This window comes from Sphingobium sp. TomTYG65, assembly GCF_055395525.1.
Map to the genome: position 1 here is coordinate 2,752,211 of NZ_AP027330.1, position 18,247 is coordinate 2,770,457.

Below are 18,247 nucleotides of genomic sequence, written 5' to 3' on the forward strand. Positions count from 1 at the left end.
CCGGTCTTATTCCGCGGGCATCTGCTCGACCGTCCGTGGGTCGGCGTTCGGCCGAACTTTGCTATGCGTGATCCAGGCGATGTCCAGCAGGATCGCCGTCACAACGGCCAGGGCGATGTGCGCGGCGCTGGCGCCGGCCGGCCCGAAATAGCTGACGCCGGGCACCGCGATCGCATAGAAGAGGACTGTGCTAAGCGCGAATATCTGAAGAACCCGCTTGGGCTGGCCCATGGAGAGCAATGCGCTCTTTGCCGGGATCGAGTGCATGATGAACAGGACAGCGATGACCTGGCTCATCAGCAACGGGAAGGCGGCGACATATTCCTCGCCCGGCCCGAGCCGGAGCAGCCATTCTCCGAAGAACCAGGTGATAAATGCGATGACAACCCCTGTTCCGCTCAACAACAGCTGGGTGTTGAAGATGGTGGAACGGAAGGTGCCGTAATTGCCGCTCTGCCACATGCGGGCAAGTTCGGGGTAAAGCACCGTCTGGATCTGCGCTCCGATCTGCTGCCCCAGTTTTGCGACGCGCTTTGCGAGATTGTACATGCCCACAGCGCCGTGACCCGCAAGAGCTCCCACGAGCAGTTCGTCTGCTTCATGGGTGAGCGTTCGGAGGGTTGTGGATAGATTGACCGTCCAGGCGAATGATAGGAAAGTCGGAAAATCCTTCCGAAGGCCGCGCAGGGAGACTGACAGCGGAGAGGGTATATTTTGACGCTTCAATGCTTTGTAGCCGAGCCAGAGGAAAAGCAGGCTGTTGAACACTTCGGCAACCGTCCACGCCAGGATGAACCCGATCACCCCTGCCCCCACCAAAAGGCAAAATACCGCCAATATGGCTCGCAGGATGTTCGACAGGATCTGCGAGTAGGCGACTTCCCGGAATCGTCCGTCCAGCCGCAACGCGGCACCGGGCGCGCCAACCACCCTGAACAGCATCGCGACCGCGTAGATCGCCGCCACATCCAAGGGTACTCCCTTGATGCCAAGGGCAGGTGCGATGGCCGCTGCGATGCAGATGAGCAAGAAGGCAGAGAGCGTAGCGGTGGTGATGTCGAGCAGTAGGCCATATCCATATAGGCGCGCCATGCGCACGGGATCGGCCTCATTCTCCTCCTCGGCCGCAAATTTGATCAGCGGTTGCCAGGATTCAAAACGGATCAGCCGTTCGATCGTGCTGGCCAGCGCGAGCACGATCACCATTGATCCCCATTTTTCCGGACCCAGCCCTCGCGCGGCGATGGCGACGCTGATCAGCATAACGCCCAGATTGACGAAATTGCCGGTCAGCATGTGGCCGATGTTGATCAACCGGCGGCCCATCGGCCCGTTCAGCACGGATGTGATGATCCGCATGCAATAAAATTCCTCAGGCTTTCAAGGGTGGGAAGGCGGCGCCAGGGGGTCTTCGGCCTCCGATCGGATGGTTTCTGGCGCTATTCCAGATCAGGGCCGGGCTGACCGCGAGATAGATGAACAGGAACCAGGCCCGGCCATAGACATGCGCGACGCCCATGGTGGCATTGGCGAAGACGACCACCGCAGTCACCGTCGTCAACAATATGAGCTTGCCATAAGGCAATCGGCGGGCAGCTACTCCCGCGACGATCGGCACCGCCAGAATGACAAGGTAGCCCAGCAGGGAAAGCGCGCCTCCTTCGTTCAAAAGCAGCAGATAAGTGTTGTGAACCGGCAGGCCGTACTGGCTGGTGTAGCGATACTGATCCGCGCCCAGTCCGATGATGAGGTTGTTATCGGCCATGCCCAGAGCCTCCATATTCAGCTCCTGCCGATGCTCGAAGGTCCCGGCCGCAGATATGTCTCCGGAATCCAGCGCGGAAAGGACGCGCGCCTGGAAAGTCTTGGGCAAATAATCCTGGCCAAACATCAACACAGAGCCGCCAAGCAGAGCCACCGTTATCAGCGTCTTGAAGTTGCGGCGACCGGCGAAGAAGATCAGCGTCGCGGCGATCATGCTGTAAAGCCCGGTGTTGGAACTTGTCAGGATGACGCCTACGACCAGCAGCCCCATGCAGGGCAGCGCGACAATCGGCTTCATCTGACGCGACAGCAGCAGGAACCAGAGCAGGGGCATGGACATGACGGTCAGCACCGCCATGGCATTGGGATTGTCGACGAAACCCGACAGGCGCCTGCCGCCGGTCACCAGCTGCATTTGGCCCTTCGCCAGACTGGTATAGCCGGACATGTAGATGACGATGCCGATCGCGCACATGATCGCCATTCCCCAAACCCCGCATTTGATCAGCCTGATCACTTCCTTCTCAGACCGGCGAAGCAGAACCAGGGGGACGATGAGATAGGCGAAGAAATATTGGGAAAGGAGCGTCAGGCAGCGCGCCATGTCGCCCTTGAAGATGCTGCCCAGGAACAGGCCACCCGTTAGCAGCAGCAGGCCGAATAGCCACATCCATGTAAGCTCGGCGAAGGGACGCGCCAGACGGCCTGTGGAGAGGCGCAACAGAAAGGCGCCCAGAAAGAAACCGTCAGCCAGGGTGAAATAAAGGCTAGGCGGGTGCAAGGCGACATAGGGGGCGAAGAACACTCCGGCTTGCAGCAGGGTGAACTCCCACCGGTGCAGCTCGTCCGTCCGATTCTGTGTCAGGCCGCGCATGTCATTGACGGGGCCGCTGGCGGTCGCAGCGAACCTCGCTGCCTGATGATAGTCTGTCTGCACGTCCGCGCTCCGGCCGGCCATTGGCAATGGTTCGTCAGCAGCATGCAAAGCTGGTTCAGCTTAGTCCATTGCACATAATTTCAGCACTTTATTCATAAGGAGCAGCGCTATACGCCCATTGGGTATCCATAGCGCTTCAGCAGGAAACCACATGTCCGGGTCAGCAGCTTCCGCTTCCGCTCGGGCATCTCCTTTTGCCATGAATCATCGCTCTTTACGCGGATTTCCCTCTGCATCCGCAGCCGGTTTCCCGCCACCTGATGAGCGGGGTTGAACGCGCCAGTTTCGAAATCGCGCGTATCCAACGCCAGGCCAGCGAGCGACGCGATGCGCCTAAGGCTGCCAACCGGATCGGCCGCGACATCCTCATAGCGGATACGCAGATATTTGGCGGGCCCGACCCTGCGGCACAGCCATTCCGCGGCGAGATTGACATAGGCCCAGCGCGCCGCGCTGTAGAGGAGCGGCTTTGGCACGATAACCCGTTGCAATCCCTTTGCCGCGTCCGCTTCATAAGCTTTGGAAAGGGACCATGCCACGCCCCGAACATCGCGGACGAGGTGGACGACATGAAGATCGACGCCTTTGATCTTGGCCAAGGCCATGCCGCGCCCCGGCCACTTCGATGAATCGACGATCGCGGCCTTTCCGGACCGGTCAGCCATGAGCCGCATCAGCCGTGCGGTATGATCGGAAAATGCGTCGAGATCGCGGCCGCCGAACCACCTTCGGGGGCTGAACACGGTACCCACCTTCCACTGGGAGCGCCGGAATTCTTCGATAAAGCCAGGCGGCTGATCAGCCTGCCATTGTTCGACGACGGGCCGCCAGAAGGAACAGCTGCTTACCCGCTCGCCACAGGCGCAATATTCATCGTTCAGATAGACATGTTGGCTGAGGCCGATAATCTCGCCCGCGCCGAACATGGACCGCTGTTGTCCGAGCAATATATCGAGCAATGTTGAGCCGCTGCGCCCATAGCCGCAGATGTAGATTATCTTTATCGGCTTTGTTTCGGCCGTGTTTGAACTCTCGTCGGACGTCAAATGGCCGTTGGAACTGAAATCCTGTGCGCTGTCATGCGCGAGCAGCATGTCCATTCACATTACCCTTTCCTAACACGGCGCTTGCTGCTGGCTGGAAAGCCCCGTCATCGATCACGGCACGATAGCCGCGCGCGGCGGCGGCCGTCCTTTCGGACGTTGCGCCTGCGCTGGCCGGACCCAGCGGCTGCAAGCCCTGCGCCGCCGCCCAGATCGCCGCCTGGGTGCGGTTGGCCACCCCCAGCTTCCGCAGCACGGCCTTGACGTGGACCTTCACCGTCGCTTCGCTGATGGTGAGTTGCCGCGAGATGATCTTGTTGGGCAGGCCGCTGATGAGCCGCTGGAGTATTTCCATTTCGCGCGCAGACAAATTGGCGGAGTCGATTGTTGCCGCGTTGCACCCAGCGACGCCATCGATATTCTCGCCAATCAGCCGGTCCGCGAGCTGAGACGGGAAGATTTTTTCCCCAAAGGCGATCAGGTCGAGATAGCCGGCCAGCCTTTCCCAAGGCAGATCGTTGGTCAGATATCCCTGAACCCCGGCCCGGAACGCGCCCAGCATGGCGTCATAGTCGAACTCGGTCGCCAGAATGACGATCTTCGCCATCGGATGCCGATGGTGCGCGGCGGCCAAAGCGGCGTCGTCCCATTTTAATTGCTGGTCCTCCATCAGGATCAGCAGGAATGCCGCGCAATCGGAATCTTCGCCGCGAAGTTCCTCTATGGAAGGTCCGGCATAGATGATCCGGCGGTGCGCTTCGGAAAGAAGACGCTTAAGGCTTTCGCTGGCTATGGAGTTGCACCCGACAAGCGCAACATCGGAGGTCGTCGTCATACCCGTCACTCCGTTCAGTATCACGGCGAGCCGTAATGCGTCGAAACATGAAGTTACTGGAATATTGCGACCAAATTTTTTGTGTCGGGGAACAGTAGCATATATCGGAACTTCAACAAGTGTCTCATCTGATTGAAAAATTGATCTACATTGATCTCTGATGATATGATCCCGACCTAACTCTTTGAGTTACATCGAGACCGGCTTATACCCGTTTCCGCACCTTTGTTTCCCGATTGGTCAGGCGCAGCAGTTTTCACAGCCGCTTTTCTTCCGAGTCGGCGAACGGCGCGTCCGGCATTGGTCCATCGCCCTTAAATCCGGCGTGCGCCTGTCAATTACCCTGAAGATGTAGTTCTTCCCCATATGGAACGTCCGCAGGAGCGCTGGGGACGGCCTGAATGATCCCATTCAGCTATCTTGCCACGGAACTTTGCGACAAGGGATGATAGCTGTCTGGTTCATTGCGGCCCCTGACCAAGTCGCTAGGCTTTCACGCAAGCCAACTGACCATGACGCTACTGTATGCGCGACGAATATTTGTTCGCTTCATCCAGCCGCGCGCCGGTCAAACCAGACGTTTTCGACCGCGCAAGGGGTTATCATGGCAGTGAGCACTTCGCCGGCAGCATCCGAACCTTATTTCGATGAGCTTGTGGAAAGACGGAAGAAGCTTGCCGATGGCGGTCCGCTATGGGCCATTTTGCTGCATGACTTGCTGACGCGGCCCACCGGCTTTCCAGCCCCGGCACGTTTCGCCGCCCTGATGCTCATCGATGGGGCGCTCGTTCTCCTGACGCTGCTTCTTGTCGTGCTGGCGATTCCTGGCGCCGTTTCCGACGCCTTTTACCACAGGCCCAGCCTCATGCTGTTCTTCAGCCTGACGGCGGTGTTCACCATTTGCCTAACTGGCCTTTACTGGCGCAGCTGGCGCTTTCTGTCCTTCGGCGACGGCATAGCGATTTCGACAGCCGTCTTGGGCGGGATGGCAGCGGGGTGGTCGATTTGCTTGATCCTCTCGGTCAGGATCAGATCCGCCCCGCTCGACGCTTTGGGCTTTGCTCTTCTTCATACCGCGCTGTTGCTGGTCACGATGATCAGCGTTCGCACGCTGCGGCGGGGCCTGCGTGAATTTGCGCGCGGCCGCATGATGGCGCCCGAAAACAGCCATAATATCCTGCTGCTCGGTGAACTGGAGTGGATCCGCTCATCGGTGGAGATGCTGAGAGCGGAGCGGGAAAGCCGTTACAATGTGGTGGGTGCGCTGACCTTCGACGGCCGCGAGACGCGGTTGCAGGTGGCGGGCGTTCCCGTGCTCGGCTCCCCCGACAAGCTGCCGGAGATTGTCGAAACGCTCGCCCTCAAACGCCTCAAGCCAGAAAGTCTTGTCATTCGCGGCGACAAATCCATGCCGCGGCGCGCCTTTTCTCATCTGGCAAAGCTGGCGGACCAATGTGATCTGATCGTCGCAAGCGCCAATGATCTGCAACGGAGCGAAGGCGGTGAGCCCCGCATCGAGATCAAGCGTTTCGAGCTGGCGGATCTGCTGGGCAGGCCGGAAGTCTCGCTCGAACGCAATATCGTTGACCGGCTGATCCGTTCCCGCCGCGTCCTGGTGACGGGAGCGGGAGGAACGATCGGCGGGGAACTTGTCCGGCAGATCGCGACTTTCAAGCCTGCCGAGATCGTCCTTCTCGATCATAGCGAGTTCAATCTCTACACGATCGAGATGCAGGTCAGGGACCTGTTCCCGGACATCGTCTGCCGCCCCGAACTCTGCTCGATCCGCGAGCGATCGGCGGTTGAAGATGTGTTCGCGCGTCATCAGCCGGAAATCGTCTTCCATGCCGCAGCGCTCAAGCATGTGCCGATTGTCGAGGGCAATCCGTGCGCAGGAGCCCACACGAACGTGCTTGGCACGCGCAATGTCGCCGACGCCGTCTGTGCGCATGGCGCGCTCGCCATGATCCAGGTTTCGACGGACAAGGCCGTCAATCCCGTCGGCGTCATGGGCGCGACGAAGCGGCTGGGTGAACTTTACTGCCAGGCGCTGGACCTGATCGGTCAGTGTGATCCCGACAGCCCCCGCTTCATGACCGTGCGTTTCGGCAATGTGCTGGGGTCCAGCGGATCGCTGGTCCCGCTGTTGCAGCAGCAGATGGCCGCCGGCAAGCCGTTGACCGTCACGCATCCCGAGATCGAGCGTTACTTCATGACCGTTGGAGAGGCGGTACAGCTGATCTTGCAAAGCAGCGCGCGCGCCATGGAAGCGAAGATCGATCGTGGCACGATCTTCGTCCTGGACATGGGTGAACCGATCAAGATCGTGGACATCGCCCGGCGGATGATCCGCCTCGCCGGGCTGCGTCCCGATATCGATGTTCCCATTCAGTTTGTCGGCTTGCGGCCGGGCGAAAAGCTTTACGAGGAACTGTTCGACGCCACTGAGGAGCGCGCCCGTTCATCGATCCCCGGCGTCATCGAAGCCACGCCATGCCCGGTTCCGCTGGAAAAGCTGGTCCAGGCCTTCTCGGAATTGTCGCACCTCATCGCCGCCTGTGATGAGGAAGGCGTGCGCGACTTGATGAAGGAGCTGTTGCGGGCGCCCGCGCAATCCACCTGGGCCAGGACGCTGCGCGAAATGACGCGCGAGATCGATGTTGTCGGCAAGGCGGCGAATGAATGACCCTGGGGAATGACATGAAACAAATGATCGAGCCACAACTGGCTGTCGCTTTGCCACAAGCCCAGTATGCGCCAGCAATTGATCTGCGCTGGCCGCAATATGAGCAGGACGAGATTGATGCTGTGGTTCGCGTGCTGGCGAGCGGCCGGGTGAACTCGCTCGTGCATGGTGACGAGTGCCGCGCCTTCGAACGGGAATTTGCGGACTATTGCGGCATGCCCCACGCCATTTCGCTCGCCAACGGGACGCTTGCGTTGGAGCTCGCCTTCCGCGCTCTCGGCATCGGCGAGGGAGACGAGGTCATCGTCCCGGCTCGCAGCTTTTTCGCCAGCGCGTCGGCTGTGGTCGCGGCGGGAGCGGTGCCGGTGTTCGCCGACATCGACGCGGAAAGCCACACAATCGACCCGGCTGCCGTCAAGTCACTGATCACCGAACGCACCAGGGCCATCCTTTGCGTGCATCTTGCGGGATGGCCGTGCGACATGGATGCGCTCTGTACCATCGCAGACGCGCACGGACTGGCCCTGGTCGAAGATTGTGCGCAGGCTCATGGGGCGACGATCGGAGGCAGGAAGGTGGGCTCATTCGGTGATGCGGCTGCCTTTTCCTTCTGCACCGACAAGATCATGTCCACGGGCGGGGAAGGGGGCATGCTGCTGCTCCGGGACGCCGCGCACTGGCGGCGGGCATGGGCCTATAAAGATCATGGCAAGAATGTCTCGCTTCTCTCCGCACCATCGTCGGGACACGCGTTCCGCTATGTTCATGAAAGCTACGGCACCAACTGGCGGCTCACCGAGATGCAGGCGGCGATCGGGCGCGTGCAGCTGCGCAAGCTGCCGGCGTGGCTCAGGCAGCGGCGCAGCAACGCCGCATTGTTGCGGCGGCGGCTCGGCGGGCATCCCCTGATCCACCTGCCCAAAGTTCCCGAGGGCGTGGAGCATGCCTATTATAAATTCTACCTGATGCTGAACCTGGAAGGGTTCGCGCCAGGGGAGGACAGGTCTGAAATCATCGCAGAACTCGTCTCCAACGGCATAGCTGCGGGCAGCGGCTCTTGCCCCGACATGTCGCGGGAACTGGCTGTGCGCAACAGCGCTCATCCCAACACCCGTCTTCTTCCGGTTGCAGCCGAAGTGGGCGAACGCAGCCTCATGCTTCCGGTCGATCATTTATTAGGAGAGGGGGCGATGAATTTCATGGCTGACATATTGCTGAAAGCTTTGAACCGAGCAGGCTGCGGGCCATGAAATCAGGGAGGCCAAGCAATTCCGATTGACTTTATTTCGTTGCTGTTCTGAAACAGCAGAAATGCCTTAGAGCATTGCTGCAGAGGAAGGGGAGATGATCATGCGCTTTCTTCCTATCATCGGTCTTTCGCTGCTTTTCAGCCTGATGACCGCTTGCACTGGTTCCGTGTCGGGCCTTCCGGCGGTGTCAACCGCCAACGCCAATCAATATAGGCTCGCGCCGGGCGACGAACTGCGCATCATCATCCCGGGTCTGACCGAAGTCGAAAACGGCATGGCTTTCGTGGTCAATGACCGAGGCGAGCTTACAGTTCCGCTTGTGGGCGGCATCCCGGCGAGCGGATCGACCATTCCGGAACTTGAGCAGCGCATCGCCGCCCAGCTCGTGGAAAAAAGGTTGATGGTGTCCCCAGCGGTCAGCGTACAGCCTGTGAAGCTCCGGCCTATCTATGTTCTTGGCGAGGTGCGCAGCCCGGGCGAATATCCTTACCGCCCCGGCATGACAGTGGTGACCGCCGTTTCGGTTGCGGGTGGCTTCACCTTCCGCGCCAATCGCGGCACCGTGGCGATTATTCGCCAAGTCAATGGCCAGGCGACGACGGCCAAAGCTTTTGAAAGCACTCCCGTTCAACCTGGCGATACTATCAAGGTGGTGGAAAAATGGTTCTGATCTCTGCTCGTCTGGTTTCTTTTCTTTCGTGCGGAGCGGTAGCCACTGCCGCCTTGGTCTCTCCAGCGTCGGCGCAAGAACTCGACCGGGCGACTCCCTTGTTGGAGGCGCCATCCGAATATGATCCCGTGCCTATTCAGCTCGGGCGGATTGCGGCCTTCATCGGGGCGGATGCGCGGCTGGAATATGACTCCAACATCTACGCACTGCCGTCCAACGAAATAGACGATATGCGGTTCACCGCTTCACCCTGGGTGAACCTGCAGATGAAGGATGATAGTTTGGACCTGGGCTTGCAGGCCCGCGCGGTAGTGCGCCGTTATTTCGATAAACAAACGGAGAATTCGGAATCCGGCTCCATTGGGCTTAACGGCGTGTTCAAGCTATCGGGCAGCGACAGCATCAGCGGCCAGGCCGGCTGGGTGAGGCTGGTAGAGGAACGGGGCGAACCTGAAGGATTGAACAACACCAATATCGGTCCGCGCCGATATGATCAGTTCCGTGGCGAGCTTGGCTACACGCATGAAGGCGCTCGCATCACCCTTGGCCTCAAAGGCGGCGTGCTTCACAATAACGCGCTGCGATCGGTCGATGCTGAGCGCGACTATGATCAATATTCCGGTTCCGCGCGCGTCGGCTATCGTGTCAGCGGCATCGTCACGACCTTTGGTGAAATCTTCATCACGGCCCGTGACTTCAGGCTGCCGGTGGACGCTTCGGGAATAGATCGCGATTCAAAGACCTATGGCGCGCGCGGAGGCGTTTCGTTCGAGCCGGGCGGACTGATCAGCGGCGAAGCGGCGGTCGGCGTTTTCCGCTTCGAACCGGACGCCGCGACGCAGGATTCCAGAACGGGCCTGTCCGTCTCAGCGTCGCTGACATACACGCCCTCGCCGCGCTGGGTCATAACGCTCGATGGTTTCCGTGGCGACGTGGCGACAGTCAGGTCGGGCGCGCAGGCGCGTACCGATACGCGGCTTCGGCTCGGTTTCCAGAACGAAATCTATCATAATCTTCGCTGGCAAGGCGCGGTGATCTATCGGCGCAGCAGCTTCATCGGCAGCTCTCAGCATGAGCGCACGATCGCCGGGCTGCTTGAGCTGGAATATCTGATGAACCGCAATCTTGCTTTCGCGATCACTGGCCGCATCGCCAATCGCAACAGCACGGTTGCCCTGGACGATTTCGACCGCAGTATTTTGGGAGCGGAGATCCGGTTCCGATATTGACCTGACTGCCGCAGGGTCAGCGCACCTCGCGTCCTGCGACCCGTTCCCGATGCGCGAAGTCCAGGAACTCGTCGAGGTTCGACCAGCCATTATGGTCGACGTCCTGCCACGCATCGTTCCGCATCGGGTTCATGCCATGGGCGCGTTCCCAGCTGTCGGCCATGCCGTCCTCGTCCAGATCGACATAGGGCGTGCCGGGTGCGATGGTTGGCAAGGAGCGCGGACCGCTGAGGTCGGCGGGGTCGCGCAGGATCGCCCCGGTGCGTTCCCTTACCTCCGCCACTGTGCGCAGGTCCAGGGAGTCGCGCGGAAAGGCGCCCGCCTGGCTCAGCACTTTGGCATAGGCCTTTTCGGCCGACATGACCCTTGTGCTCAATGGACATACCGGTTGCGCCGCCATGGCGGCCTGCGCCGGACTGGTCGCCATGACTTTGACATGGTCCAGCTTGTTGTCGGCAGCGAAGATCTTCGATTCTCCCGTACTGGCTACCAGGACGCGGTCGATAGCGGGAATGACGGCCTTGCTGTTGGGGCCTTTCTTATAATAGTTCCCGATGATGTTCACGGGCGTCCCACCAAAGGTTTCATGCACTTCGGTAAATTGTGATGAGCCGTTGTAGAAGACGTTGTTGATTATCTCCACGCAGGAATGTGGCGGGAAGTTCACGTCTGGATTGCGATCTCCATTATGCGCGCACAAATTGCCGATGAAGCTGAGCTTCTGCGCATTTTTCGGGTCTGAGGCGAGCAGTGCGCATTTGTCATGCCGTGGCACGCCCTGGGTGAAGATCGAATTGGAGATGGTGATATTGTCGTTGTCGGCATAGCCGCTCATGATCTGGTCGAGCGCCCAGGCGCCGCTGACATGATCGAAAATGATGTTGCGGCTGTTCTTGTAGAGGAAGGACCCATTGCTTCCCCGATGGGCGCCGTTCAGGTCGGTGCGAACGCGGATATCCCTTATGATGACGTCGTGGGTGCCCTCGGCCACGATCGGCGTATAGCCTTCCGGCCCGCCAGCATGCGTGATGAGGATGCCGCCGCCAGGAGCTGTCTGCCCAGCGATGGTGATATAGGGATTACGGATAAGCGGCCGTCTGGAAGTGAAGCGGATCACGCCGCTCACGCGAAAGATGCAAGTTCGCGGTCCTTTGGCCTCTATGCAGGCGCGCAGCGAGCCGCGGCCATTATCGGCCAATGTGGTGACCGGGATGATGGCGCCCCCCCGTCCCCCACGGGCGCGGCGGCCGAAGCCTTCTGCACCGGGGAAGGCATCTACGCCGGGAACATCCGGAAGCACGGATGACCCGCTGAAATCTGCCGAGCCGCGATCTTCGCTTTGGCTCCCTCCCCAATCCGCCGTCGCGATAAAGGGAGTCACCAGAAGCGCGGCAATCCCGGCGCAGAGGAGCGTGGTGGTGTTATGGTTTACCATGGCTGATCGGCCATGGTGGCTGAGCCAAGGAGCGAGTGATAGATCGCGCTGATCTGCGCAACATGGCGATCGGCCCCATAGCGCTGGGTGGCATCATTCAACGCCGCCGTGGCAATTGCCGCGGCTTGATCCGGCGCGTCGAGCAATTGCAAGATCGCGTCGGCCATCGCGGCGGGATCGTCAGCGACGGACAGCAGGCCGGTGACCCCCTGTTCGATGGCTTCCAGATTGCCTCCGGATGCCGCCGCAACCACCGGCGTGCCGAGCAGCATCGCTTCGATCAATGACCGGCCAAAGGGTTCGTCGATCGCGGGCACGGCATGAATGTCGCATGCCGCCATCAACTCGGCGGAATTATAGCGAAACCCCATGAGGCGCAGCCGGTCGCTGACGCCTAGCGCATGTGCCCGCTCCATCAACTGGTCCTCCACCCCTGGCTCTAGCGCGGAACCAAACATCAATCCCATGAAGGGGAGCGTCGGCCGCTTCTCCGCCATGCGGGCGACAGTCTCCACGAACAGCATAGGCCGCTTGCGCTCGACGAGATTGCCGAAGAAGCCGACCAGCCTGGTTTGCGGATCGACGCCCAATTCCGCGATGAGGGAGCGGTGCGCCTCCGCCTTGTCGATCGGATCGGCGTCTGTGTCGAACGGGCTGTAAACGACCTCCGTCTTGCGCGCAGCTCTCTGTCCCCGGCGCACTTCCGACAAGGCGAACTGCGACACGCCCACGATCCTGTCGGCAATGACAGGAGCCAGGAAGCGCACGCCACGCGCGTCTGGCATGCCGCGATGGTGCCAGAGCAGCCTCGCCCCCGCCAGCCGGGCGGGAAGCGCCCATGAAATATGCATCGCGCCCTCATTGCTGTGCACGATCTTGACGCCGTGCCCCTTGAGAAAGCGGGCAAGACGCCATTGATCGACACAGGCGCTCAGAAAGGACGCTGCTCCTCCGGTCTGGGGCACGCCCCGCGACTGGCCGAAGAACCGCCGCTCCGGCAAGATGATGTAATCCAGCCCTTCGGCACGAAGCAGCTGCCCCAGCTGCCCGTCGGCATAATGCAGCACGATGAGGGGGGTAAAGCGCGTGCGGTCGAGCCCCTGGATCAGCTTTATCGCCGAAATATGGCTCCCGCCCACCGCGCCGCCCCCGAAGGGGAAGCAGATCCGCGCAGGAGCCGCCGTTCGCGCAGCGCTGCTCACCGGATGCGGCAGTTGCGCCATAGCGTCGGTAGCGGGAAAATGCTGCAACATCACATCACCTGTGCCTGGCGGATCGCGGGTTGGGATCGGCCTTGCTGCTGCGCGGCGGCTCCGTCCACGCTGTCATAAAGCGCCGTGTACAGCGCTCCGATCTTATCCATCGCAAATTCTTCCCGCACGCGCTCCCGCGCGGCCTGTCCAAGGCTTTGCCGGCCATCCGGGCCAAGTTCAGCCAGCGCCAGGATGGCCTTCGCCATTCCTGCAGGATCGCGGGGCGGCACGATGAGGCCCGTGTCGCCGATAACGAAACGGCTGTCTCCGACATCGGTCGCGACGCAGGGGACGCCGCAGGACATGGCTTCGCCCAATATGTTGGGAAACCCTTCGCCCCAGGCCGATGGCAGGACCAGTAGATCGAGGCCCGGCACCCATTCCGCCAACGCCTTGTCATGGCCGCGGAGTGTGACCCGATCGGCGGGGATGGTCTGCAGCGCTGCCGCCAGAGCGCCAGTGGGCTTGTCCATGCCCTCGCCGCTCAAAAGCAGGTGGATATCGGTTCCCGCGTCCCTCGCCATCCTGACAGCTTCAACCAGGGTCGCGGGGTCTTTCATGGGATGATTTCGGGCGGCCATGCCCACGATCAAGCTGTTCGGATCGATCCCCAGCTGCTGCACCAGCCGTTCGCGGCTTCCAGCTTCCGGCCGGAACTGCGCGCAGTCGAACCCATTGGGGATGACCGTCGTTCGCGCCGCGCAAAAGCCCAGACGCTCATGCTGTTGCGCGGCCGCATGCGAATTGTAGATGATGTGGCGTGGCACGCGGGACAGGAGGGCTTCCAGTCTCACCATCGCGCGGGTTGCGGGTTTCTCCTGGGACAGATCCGCGATGCTGTGGCGCACGTTCCAGATCAGGGGAATGGACCGCCCTTGCAGCGATGTGCCCAACACTGCCGCCAGATGCGCATGATACATCCAGGCCATGACCATGTCCGGCCGTTCCCGCCCGATGATCGCGCGCAGCCGCGCCAGCGCGGCCGGCAGAGCCAGCGCACCGTCCAGTCCGCAACCATGAAGCGGCAGGCCGCTCGCGCGGATCCGGTCGCCTCCAACTCCCGGCGTCATCAGCGAAATCACGCAGGGCTTGATGTCGCCCCGGCTACGCTCATGCTCTACCAGCTTAGCAAGCATCGTTTCCGCGCCGCCGACATTCAGGGCCGTGATGACATGGGCAATCTTCATAGTCGCTCCTGAAACTCGGCGATTGCGGTGTCAGGCGGTCGCCAGCAGTTCCTCGATCTCCGACCCGGCGCCGATCCTTTCCACTACCTCCAGCGCGCCTTCTTCGCGCAAGGCGAACAGCGTCCCATGATGCTCGCCCGAAGGGAGCGTCCGGATGATGAAGAGCATCGATCCCGGTCCCCGCAAATAGGTGCAGAGATTTTGGACCGCCTGCTTCAGTTCGCCTTTCGGAAAGTAGTTTTCGTTGAGGACGTTCGCCGCCCGAATCAGATCGAACCGCCTGGCGAACGTGTCGCGCGCGACCAGCACATTGTCCTGAACCACGGTGATGCTGTCATGATCACGCAGCCTGGGACTTACCAGTTCGACTTTTCTGACGCCGATCCCTTCGCGCAGCTTGCGCGTCGCCCTTCTGCCGAGAATCCGGGTCAGGAGCGGACGCATCAGCCACATGCCGGTAAGATAATCCATGCGCCGCCGCCAGGGCCGCATCGACCAGCCGAACAGGTCGGCCTGCAACAACTGTCCTTCCTCGTTCAGCAGGGCGGAACAGTTGCGTCCCAGCGGCACGATCCAGGCATGAATCGTATAGTCGGTCCCGGTGATGCGTGGACGAAAGCCTTCCCGGCGCAGCGTGTCGCACAGGTCCAGCGTGGTCGCTCCGGACGACACGCCGATGTCCAGCAGTTCGTTCAGCTCGGCGCGCCGTTGCTTGATCGCCTGCACCAGACGGTGGTCGATCTCGTCGAACCGGCCGCCCCATGTGCATTTGAAGGTGTTGTTCGGATTCTTGATCGAACTGAAAAAAGCATCCTCCACCTGCTGTGGCAGGGTGTCGGCCGCACGCGAGAAGAATTGGGAAGCTGCGATGGTCATAGACCTGAAATTACAATTTGTTGGCACATCAGGAAGTTGGGCGCTTGGCTATGCCTCAGGCCATTAGGGATTAGCCCGAATGCGAGATGCGGCCCAATGCTGGCTAAGCCGCTTGGTTCAACCGGGCCGTTCATCCGATATCATCCTGAATGGCCATGGATTCATGGATTTGCCCGCCGCATTCTGCCCGGATGAAGACATTCGTCCGGACGAGCGCTCCCTCGGGCAAGCCGCATATCGCCTTCGTCCTCGCCGGCCTGCGTGCGGGCGGGTCGGAACATATTGTCAGCCTGCTATGCAATCATTTCAGCCGCCAGGGCTGGACAGTCAGCCTCTTCGCCTTTGAAGAGCCGGGCACCGAGCCCTATTATCCGCACGACCCCGCCGTCCGCATTTCGCAGATCGGCTTCCCGCCGGGGCGTATGCCCCTTCTGCAATCGGCCACCGCCATGTTTCAAAGAATCGCAGCTTTGCGCGCGGCTCTGCGTGGCGCCAGGCCCGATCTGGTTGTCAGCTTCCTGACGCGCACGAATGTCATCAGCGTGCTGGCCGCAAGGCCGCTTGGCATTCCCGTCATCGTGTCCGAACGCAACAATCCCGTGCTGCAGCGGCCCGGTCTCATCTGGTCTGCCTTGCGTCGCTACGCCTATGCGCGGGCCCATGGCCTGGTGACGATGACGCAGGGCGCGATGAACCAGTTTCCGCCGTCAATGCGTCGCCGCCAATGGGTGATTCCCAACCCGACTTACGCCCCGGTCGAACTGGACCCCGATCGTGCGCCCGGCCGCAACATCGTCGCTGTGGGCCGTCTGGTGCCGCAAAAGGGCTTCGACCTGCTGCTGAACGCGTTCGCACGCGTTGCCGACCGTGTACCTCAATGGTCACTCGTGATTTGGGGCGAGGGGCCCGAAAGAGCCGCGCTGGAGGCGCAGCGCGACGCATTGGGGCTGCGCGAGCGGGTCGTGATGCCAGGCGTGACGCAGGAACATGGCGGCTGGCTGCGCGATGCGGACATATTCATTCTGTCCTCCCGCTTCGAAGGGTGGGGGATCGTCATTGGCGAAGCCATGGCGGCAGGCGTGCCCACCATTTCCTTTGATTGTCACTGGGGCCCCGGCGAAATGATCGTCGATAATGTCAGCGGCATCCTCGTTCCGGATGGAGACGTCGCCGCGCTAGGTGAGGCAATCGCGTCGCTTTGTGATGATCCCGACCGCCGTGCGCAATTGTCCCACGCCGCCCGGATCGCGTCGAAGCGTTTCAGCATAGACAGCATATTGGGTCAGTGGGAGGATGTGGCCACCGACGCGCTCGCGCCGGCTCAGGCTTGGACCGTCCCACTGAAAGCCGCCGCCGCCTGAACGGCTCAGACTTTCAGAGCTGCTCCAGCGTCTCGATCATCCTGTCGGCTGGCACTGTCTGCCGGTGCACATAGTCGTGTATCCGTCCCGGCCGGACGATCTGTACCGTATTCCATCCAAGCGCGCGCGGGGCGGTGAAGTCCTTGGACGGATTGTCCGCGATATAGGTCAGCGCCGCGCCCGATCGGCCAAAAAGTTTCTCAACATACTCGAATGCGCGCGGATTGGGTTTCCAGCAGTCCCGGCCCCACTTGTCGGTGCAAATCCCGATATGGATGCCGTGGCCATAGAGGTCCAGCGCCCTGATCTTGCGCCTTTGCGCATCGAGGAACCCGTCGGTTATGACCGCGAACCCAGTGGCAGCGTCGCGCCTGCCCAGAAACTGCTCCGCGTCCGGGGCCAGGCGGATGTCCGGGCGATGCTGCCGATAAACGGCCAGCATGCGCGCTATCACTGCGGGCTGCGCATCGATCCCGACATCTTTCAGACTGTCGTCGAATATCGTCGTGCGACGACCCGCATCGAAACGGTCGCGCATGACCTGCCCGAGCCCGTATATGCCCATCGCCGCCGCTGCCCATTGGCCTACCGCCTTGAGGCCGCTCAACACATAGTCGCGTTCCAGATAGAGCGTGTCGTCCAGGTCGAAGACGATCACGCGCTCGAACCGGCTTGCTGCCTCAGACAAAGACCGCATCGTCGAACCGCAGCATCAGCACGCCTTCCTGCCAGTCGTCACTCGCCGTGCTTGGCAGCCCAAGCCGTTCCTCCAGCATCCATCGCGCGAACTTCGCCCCGGCCCGATGCGCCAGCGGATAGCCCCCGCCGAAACGGGCATTGATCTCGAATATGGAGGGCTGGCCGCCCGCATCCATGCGCACCTGGAAACACATAGCGCCCCGCGCGCCCTTGAGGCTGCGGCCGAGCTGCCAGGCGATATCCAGCAGCGCCGGATCGCGAACCGTTACGCCCTTTTCCACCTCACCTGAACGCACCCGCAGCCGCTCATGAGGGACGGCGCATTTCAACGTGCCCTCCCCATCGAAATAGAGGCTGATGGTGAATTCACGACCCTGCAGATATTCCTGCAAAATATAGGGTTCGCTCCTTTGGAGGTCGTGCAACTGTTCCCGATCATGCACCATCATGATGCCGCGGCTGGAACTGCCATGCCGCGGCTTGGCGAGCAGTGGCAGCGCCAGTTCCGCGCCGCCGCCCACAAACTCCTCCAGCGAAATGGTGCGGGGAGAGGGGAGCCCCGCCTGAGCCAGGAAGTTCGCTGTCGCCAGCTTGTCGCGCGCCATCTGCACGATCGGCTCATCGCTCACCGCGACATGGCAACCGATCGCGCTGAACTGATCGCGTGCCTCGCTATAGGCCAGCAATTCGGTGTCGATGGTGGGCACGAGCAGTCCGATCTGCTCGGCTTTGCAGATGTCGAGCATCGCCGGGATGAACTCGGCGCTTTCCGCTGGAGGCGCTGCAAAGGCTTTGTCCGCCTCTATGCAGGCGGGGCTCCATTCGGGCGTCATGTCGCATGTGACCATCGTCAGGTCCGCGCCCAGAATGCCCCCCGCCTCACGAAAGCTGCGCATGAGGCTGACCCGGCGGCCTGCCGAACTCAGCAACATGTGCAGCGCCCGCCCGCCCGGCATCCCTTGCTCCAACTCCGTGCCCAATAGTGCGGAGCCTTCTCTATGGCTTGTCGTGGCCAGATCCAT

At 61.3% G+C, this 18,247-nt stretch carries 15 protein-coding genes; 5 read left to right on the top strand and 10 right to left on the bottom strand.

The window, feature by feature from the left end; translation table 11 throughout:
* Positions 1-6 precede the first annotated feature (6 nt).
* The 4 genes from ACZ5Y5_RS13630 to ACZ5Y5_RS13645 all read right to left on the bottom strand — a co-directional run bounded on the left by ACZ5Y5_RS13630 (position 7) and on the right by ACZ5Y5_RS13645 (position 4,579).
* The gene (locus tag ACZ5Y5_RS13630; protein WP_464809127.1) at positions 7-1,359 is read right to left on the bottom strand and encodes a lipopolysaccharide biosynthesis protein; all 1,353 of its coding nucleotides are present in this window, start codon (positions 1,357-1,359) and stop codon (positions 7-9) included.
* A 13-nt stretch (positions 1,360-1,372) separates the two neighbouring features.
* Entirely contained in the window at positions 1,373-2,701 is a 1,329-nt protein-coding gene (locus tag ACZ5Y5_RS13635) for an O-antigen ligase family protein (protein WP_464809128.1), read from the bottom strand.
* Positions 2,702-2,808: 107 nt separating this feature from the next.
* Positions 2,809-3,801: a sulfotransferase family protein gene (locus ACZ5Y5_RS13640; protein WP_464809129.1), complete on the bottom strand. Its 993-nt coding sequence runs from the start codon at positions 3,799-3,801 to the stop codon at positions 2,809-2,811.
* Positions 3,779-4,579 carry a LuxR C-terminal-related transcriptional regulator gene (locus tag ACZ5Y5_RS13645; protein ID WP_464809130.1) on the bottom strand — a complete coding sequence of 267 codons (801 nt, stop codon included), beginning with the start codon at positions 4,577-4,579 and terminating at the stop codon, positions 3,779-3,781. The genes ACZ5Y5_RS13640 and ACZ5Y5_RS13645 overlap by 23 nt, the downstream gene beginning before the upstream one ends.
* A 604-nt stretch (positions 4,580-5,183) precedes the next feature.
* Between ACZ5Y5_RS13645 and ACZ5Y5_RS13650 the strand changes: the two genes are divergently transcribed.
* From ACZ5Y5_RS13650 to ACZ5Y5_RS13665, 4 genes are all read left to right on the top strand, one after another.
* A complete protein-coding gene (locus tag ACZ5Y5_RS13650; protein ID WP_464809131.1) occupies positions 5,184-7,265 on the top strand; it encodes a polysaccharide biosynthesis protein in 2,082 nt (693 codons plus the stop codon).
* Positions 7,266-7,279: 14 nt separating this feature from the next.
* Complete coding sequence (locus tag ACZ5Y5_RS13655) at positions 7,280-8,515, top strand: DegT/DnrJ/EryC1/StrS family aminotransferase (RefSeq protein WP_464809132.1); 1,236 nt, start codon at positions 7,280-7,282, stop codon at positions 8,513-8,515.
* Between the two features lie 100 nt (positions 8,516-8,615).
* Positions 8,616-9,185, top strand: a complete 570-nt coding sequence (locus tag ACZ5Y5_RS13660) for a polysaccharide biosynthesis/export family protein (RefSeq protein ID WP_464809133.1) — start codon at positions 8,616-8,618, stop codon at positions 9,183-9,185.
* 98 nt (positions 9,186-9,283) lie between these two features.
* Positions 9,284-10,414, top strand: a complete 1,131-nt coding sequence (locus ACZ5Y5_RS13665) for an outer membrane beta-barrel protein (protein ID WP_464809134.1) — start codon at positions 9,284-9,286, stop codon at positions 10,412-10,414.
* 16 nt (positions 10,415-10,430) lie between these two features.
* Here ACZ5Y5_RS13665 and ACZ5Y5_RS13670 read toward each other — a convergent pair whose 3' ends face one another.
* Genes ACZ5Y5_RS13670 through ACZ5Y5_RS13685 form a run of 4 tightly spaced genes read right to left on the bottom strand, consistent with a single transcriptional unit; the run spans position 10,431 to position 15,165 of the window.
* Positions 10,431-11,849 carry a pectate lyase family protein gene (locus tag ACZ5Y5_RS13670; RefSeq protein WP_464809135.1) on the bottom strand — a complete coding sequence of 473 codons (1,419 nt, stop codon included), beginning with the start codon at positions 11,847-11,849 and terminating at the stop codon, positions 10,431-10,433.
* Complete coding sequence (locus tag ACZ5Y5_RS13675) at positions 11,843-13,102, bottom strand: glycosyltransferase family 4 protein (RefSeq protein ID WP_464809136.1); 1,260 nt, start codon at positions 13,100-13,102, stop codon at positions 11,843-11,845. Before ACZ5Y5_RS13675 ends, ACZ5Y5_RS13670 begins: the two co-directional genes overlap by 7 nt.
* Positions 13,102-14,289, bottom strand: a complete 1,188-nt coding sequence (locus tag ACZ5Y5_RS13680; protein ID WP_464809137.1) for a glycosyltransferase — start codon at positions 14,287-14,289, stop codon at positions 13,102-13,104. The genes ACZ5Y5_RS13675 and ACZ5Y5_RS13680 overlap by 1 nt, the downstream gene beginning before the upstream one ends.
* Before the next feature lie 30 nt (positions 14,290-14,319).
* Positions 14,320-15,165 carry a hypothetical protein gene (locus ACZ5Y5_RS13685; protein ID WP_464809138.1) on the bottom strand — a complete coding sequence of 282 codons (846 nt, stop codon included), beginning with the start codon at positions 15,163-15,165 and terminating at the stop codon, positions 14,320-14,322.
* Between the two features lie 191 nt (positions 15,166-15,356).
* Between ACZ5Y5_RS13685 and ACZ5Y5_RS13690 the strand changes: the two genes are divergently transcribed.
* Positions 15,357-16,526 (top strand): glycosyltransferase family 4 protein, encoded by a 1,170-nt coding sequence (locus tag ACZ5Y5_RS13690; RefSeq protein WP_464809139.1) that lies wholly within the window; start codon positions 15,357-15,359, stop codon positions 16,524-16,526.
* Positions 16,527-16,539: 13 nt separating this feature from the next.
* Here ACZ5Y5_RS13690 and ACZ5Y5_RS13695 read toward each other — a convergent pair whose 3' ends face one another.
* Together ACZ5Y5_RS13695 and ACZ5Y5_RS13700 are read right to left on the bottom strand one after the other, a co-directional pair.
* On the bottom strand, positions 16,540-17,223 hold the full coding sequence (locus ACZ5Y5_RS13695; protein WP_464809140.1) for an HAD family hydrolase: 684 nt from the start codon (positions 17,221-17,223) through the stop codon (positions 16,540-16,542).
* Entirely contained in the window at positions 17,207-18,247 is a 1,041-nt protein-coding gene (locus ACZ5Y5_RS13700) for an ATP-grasp domain-containing protein (RefSeq protein WP_464809141.1), read from the bottom strand. The genes ACZ5Y5_RS13695 and ACZ5Y5_RS13700 overlap by 17 nt, the downstream gene beginning before the upstream one ends.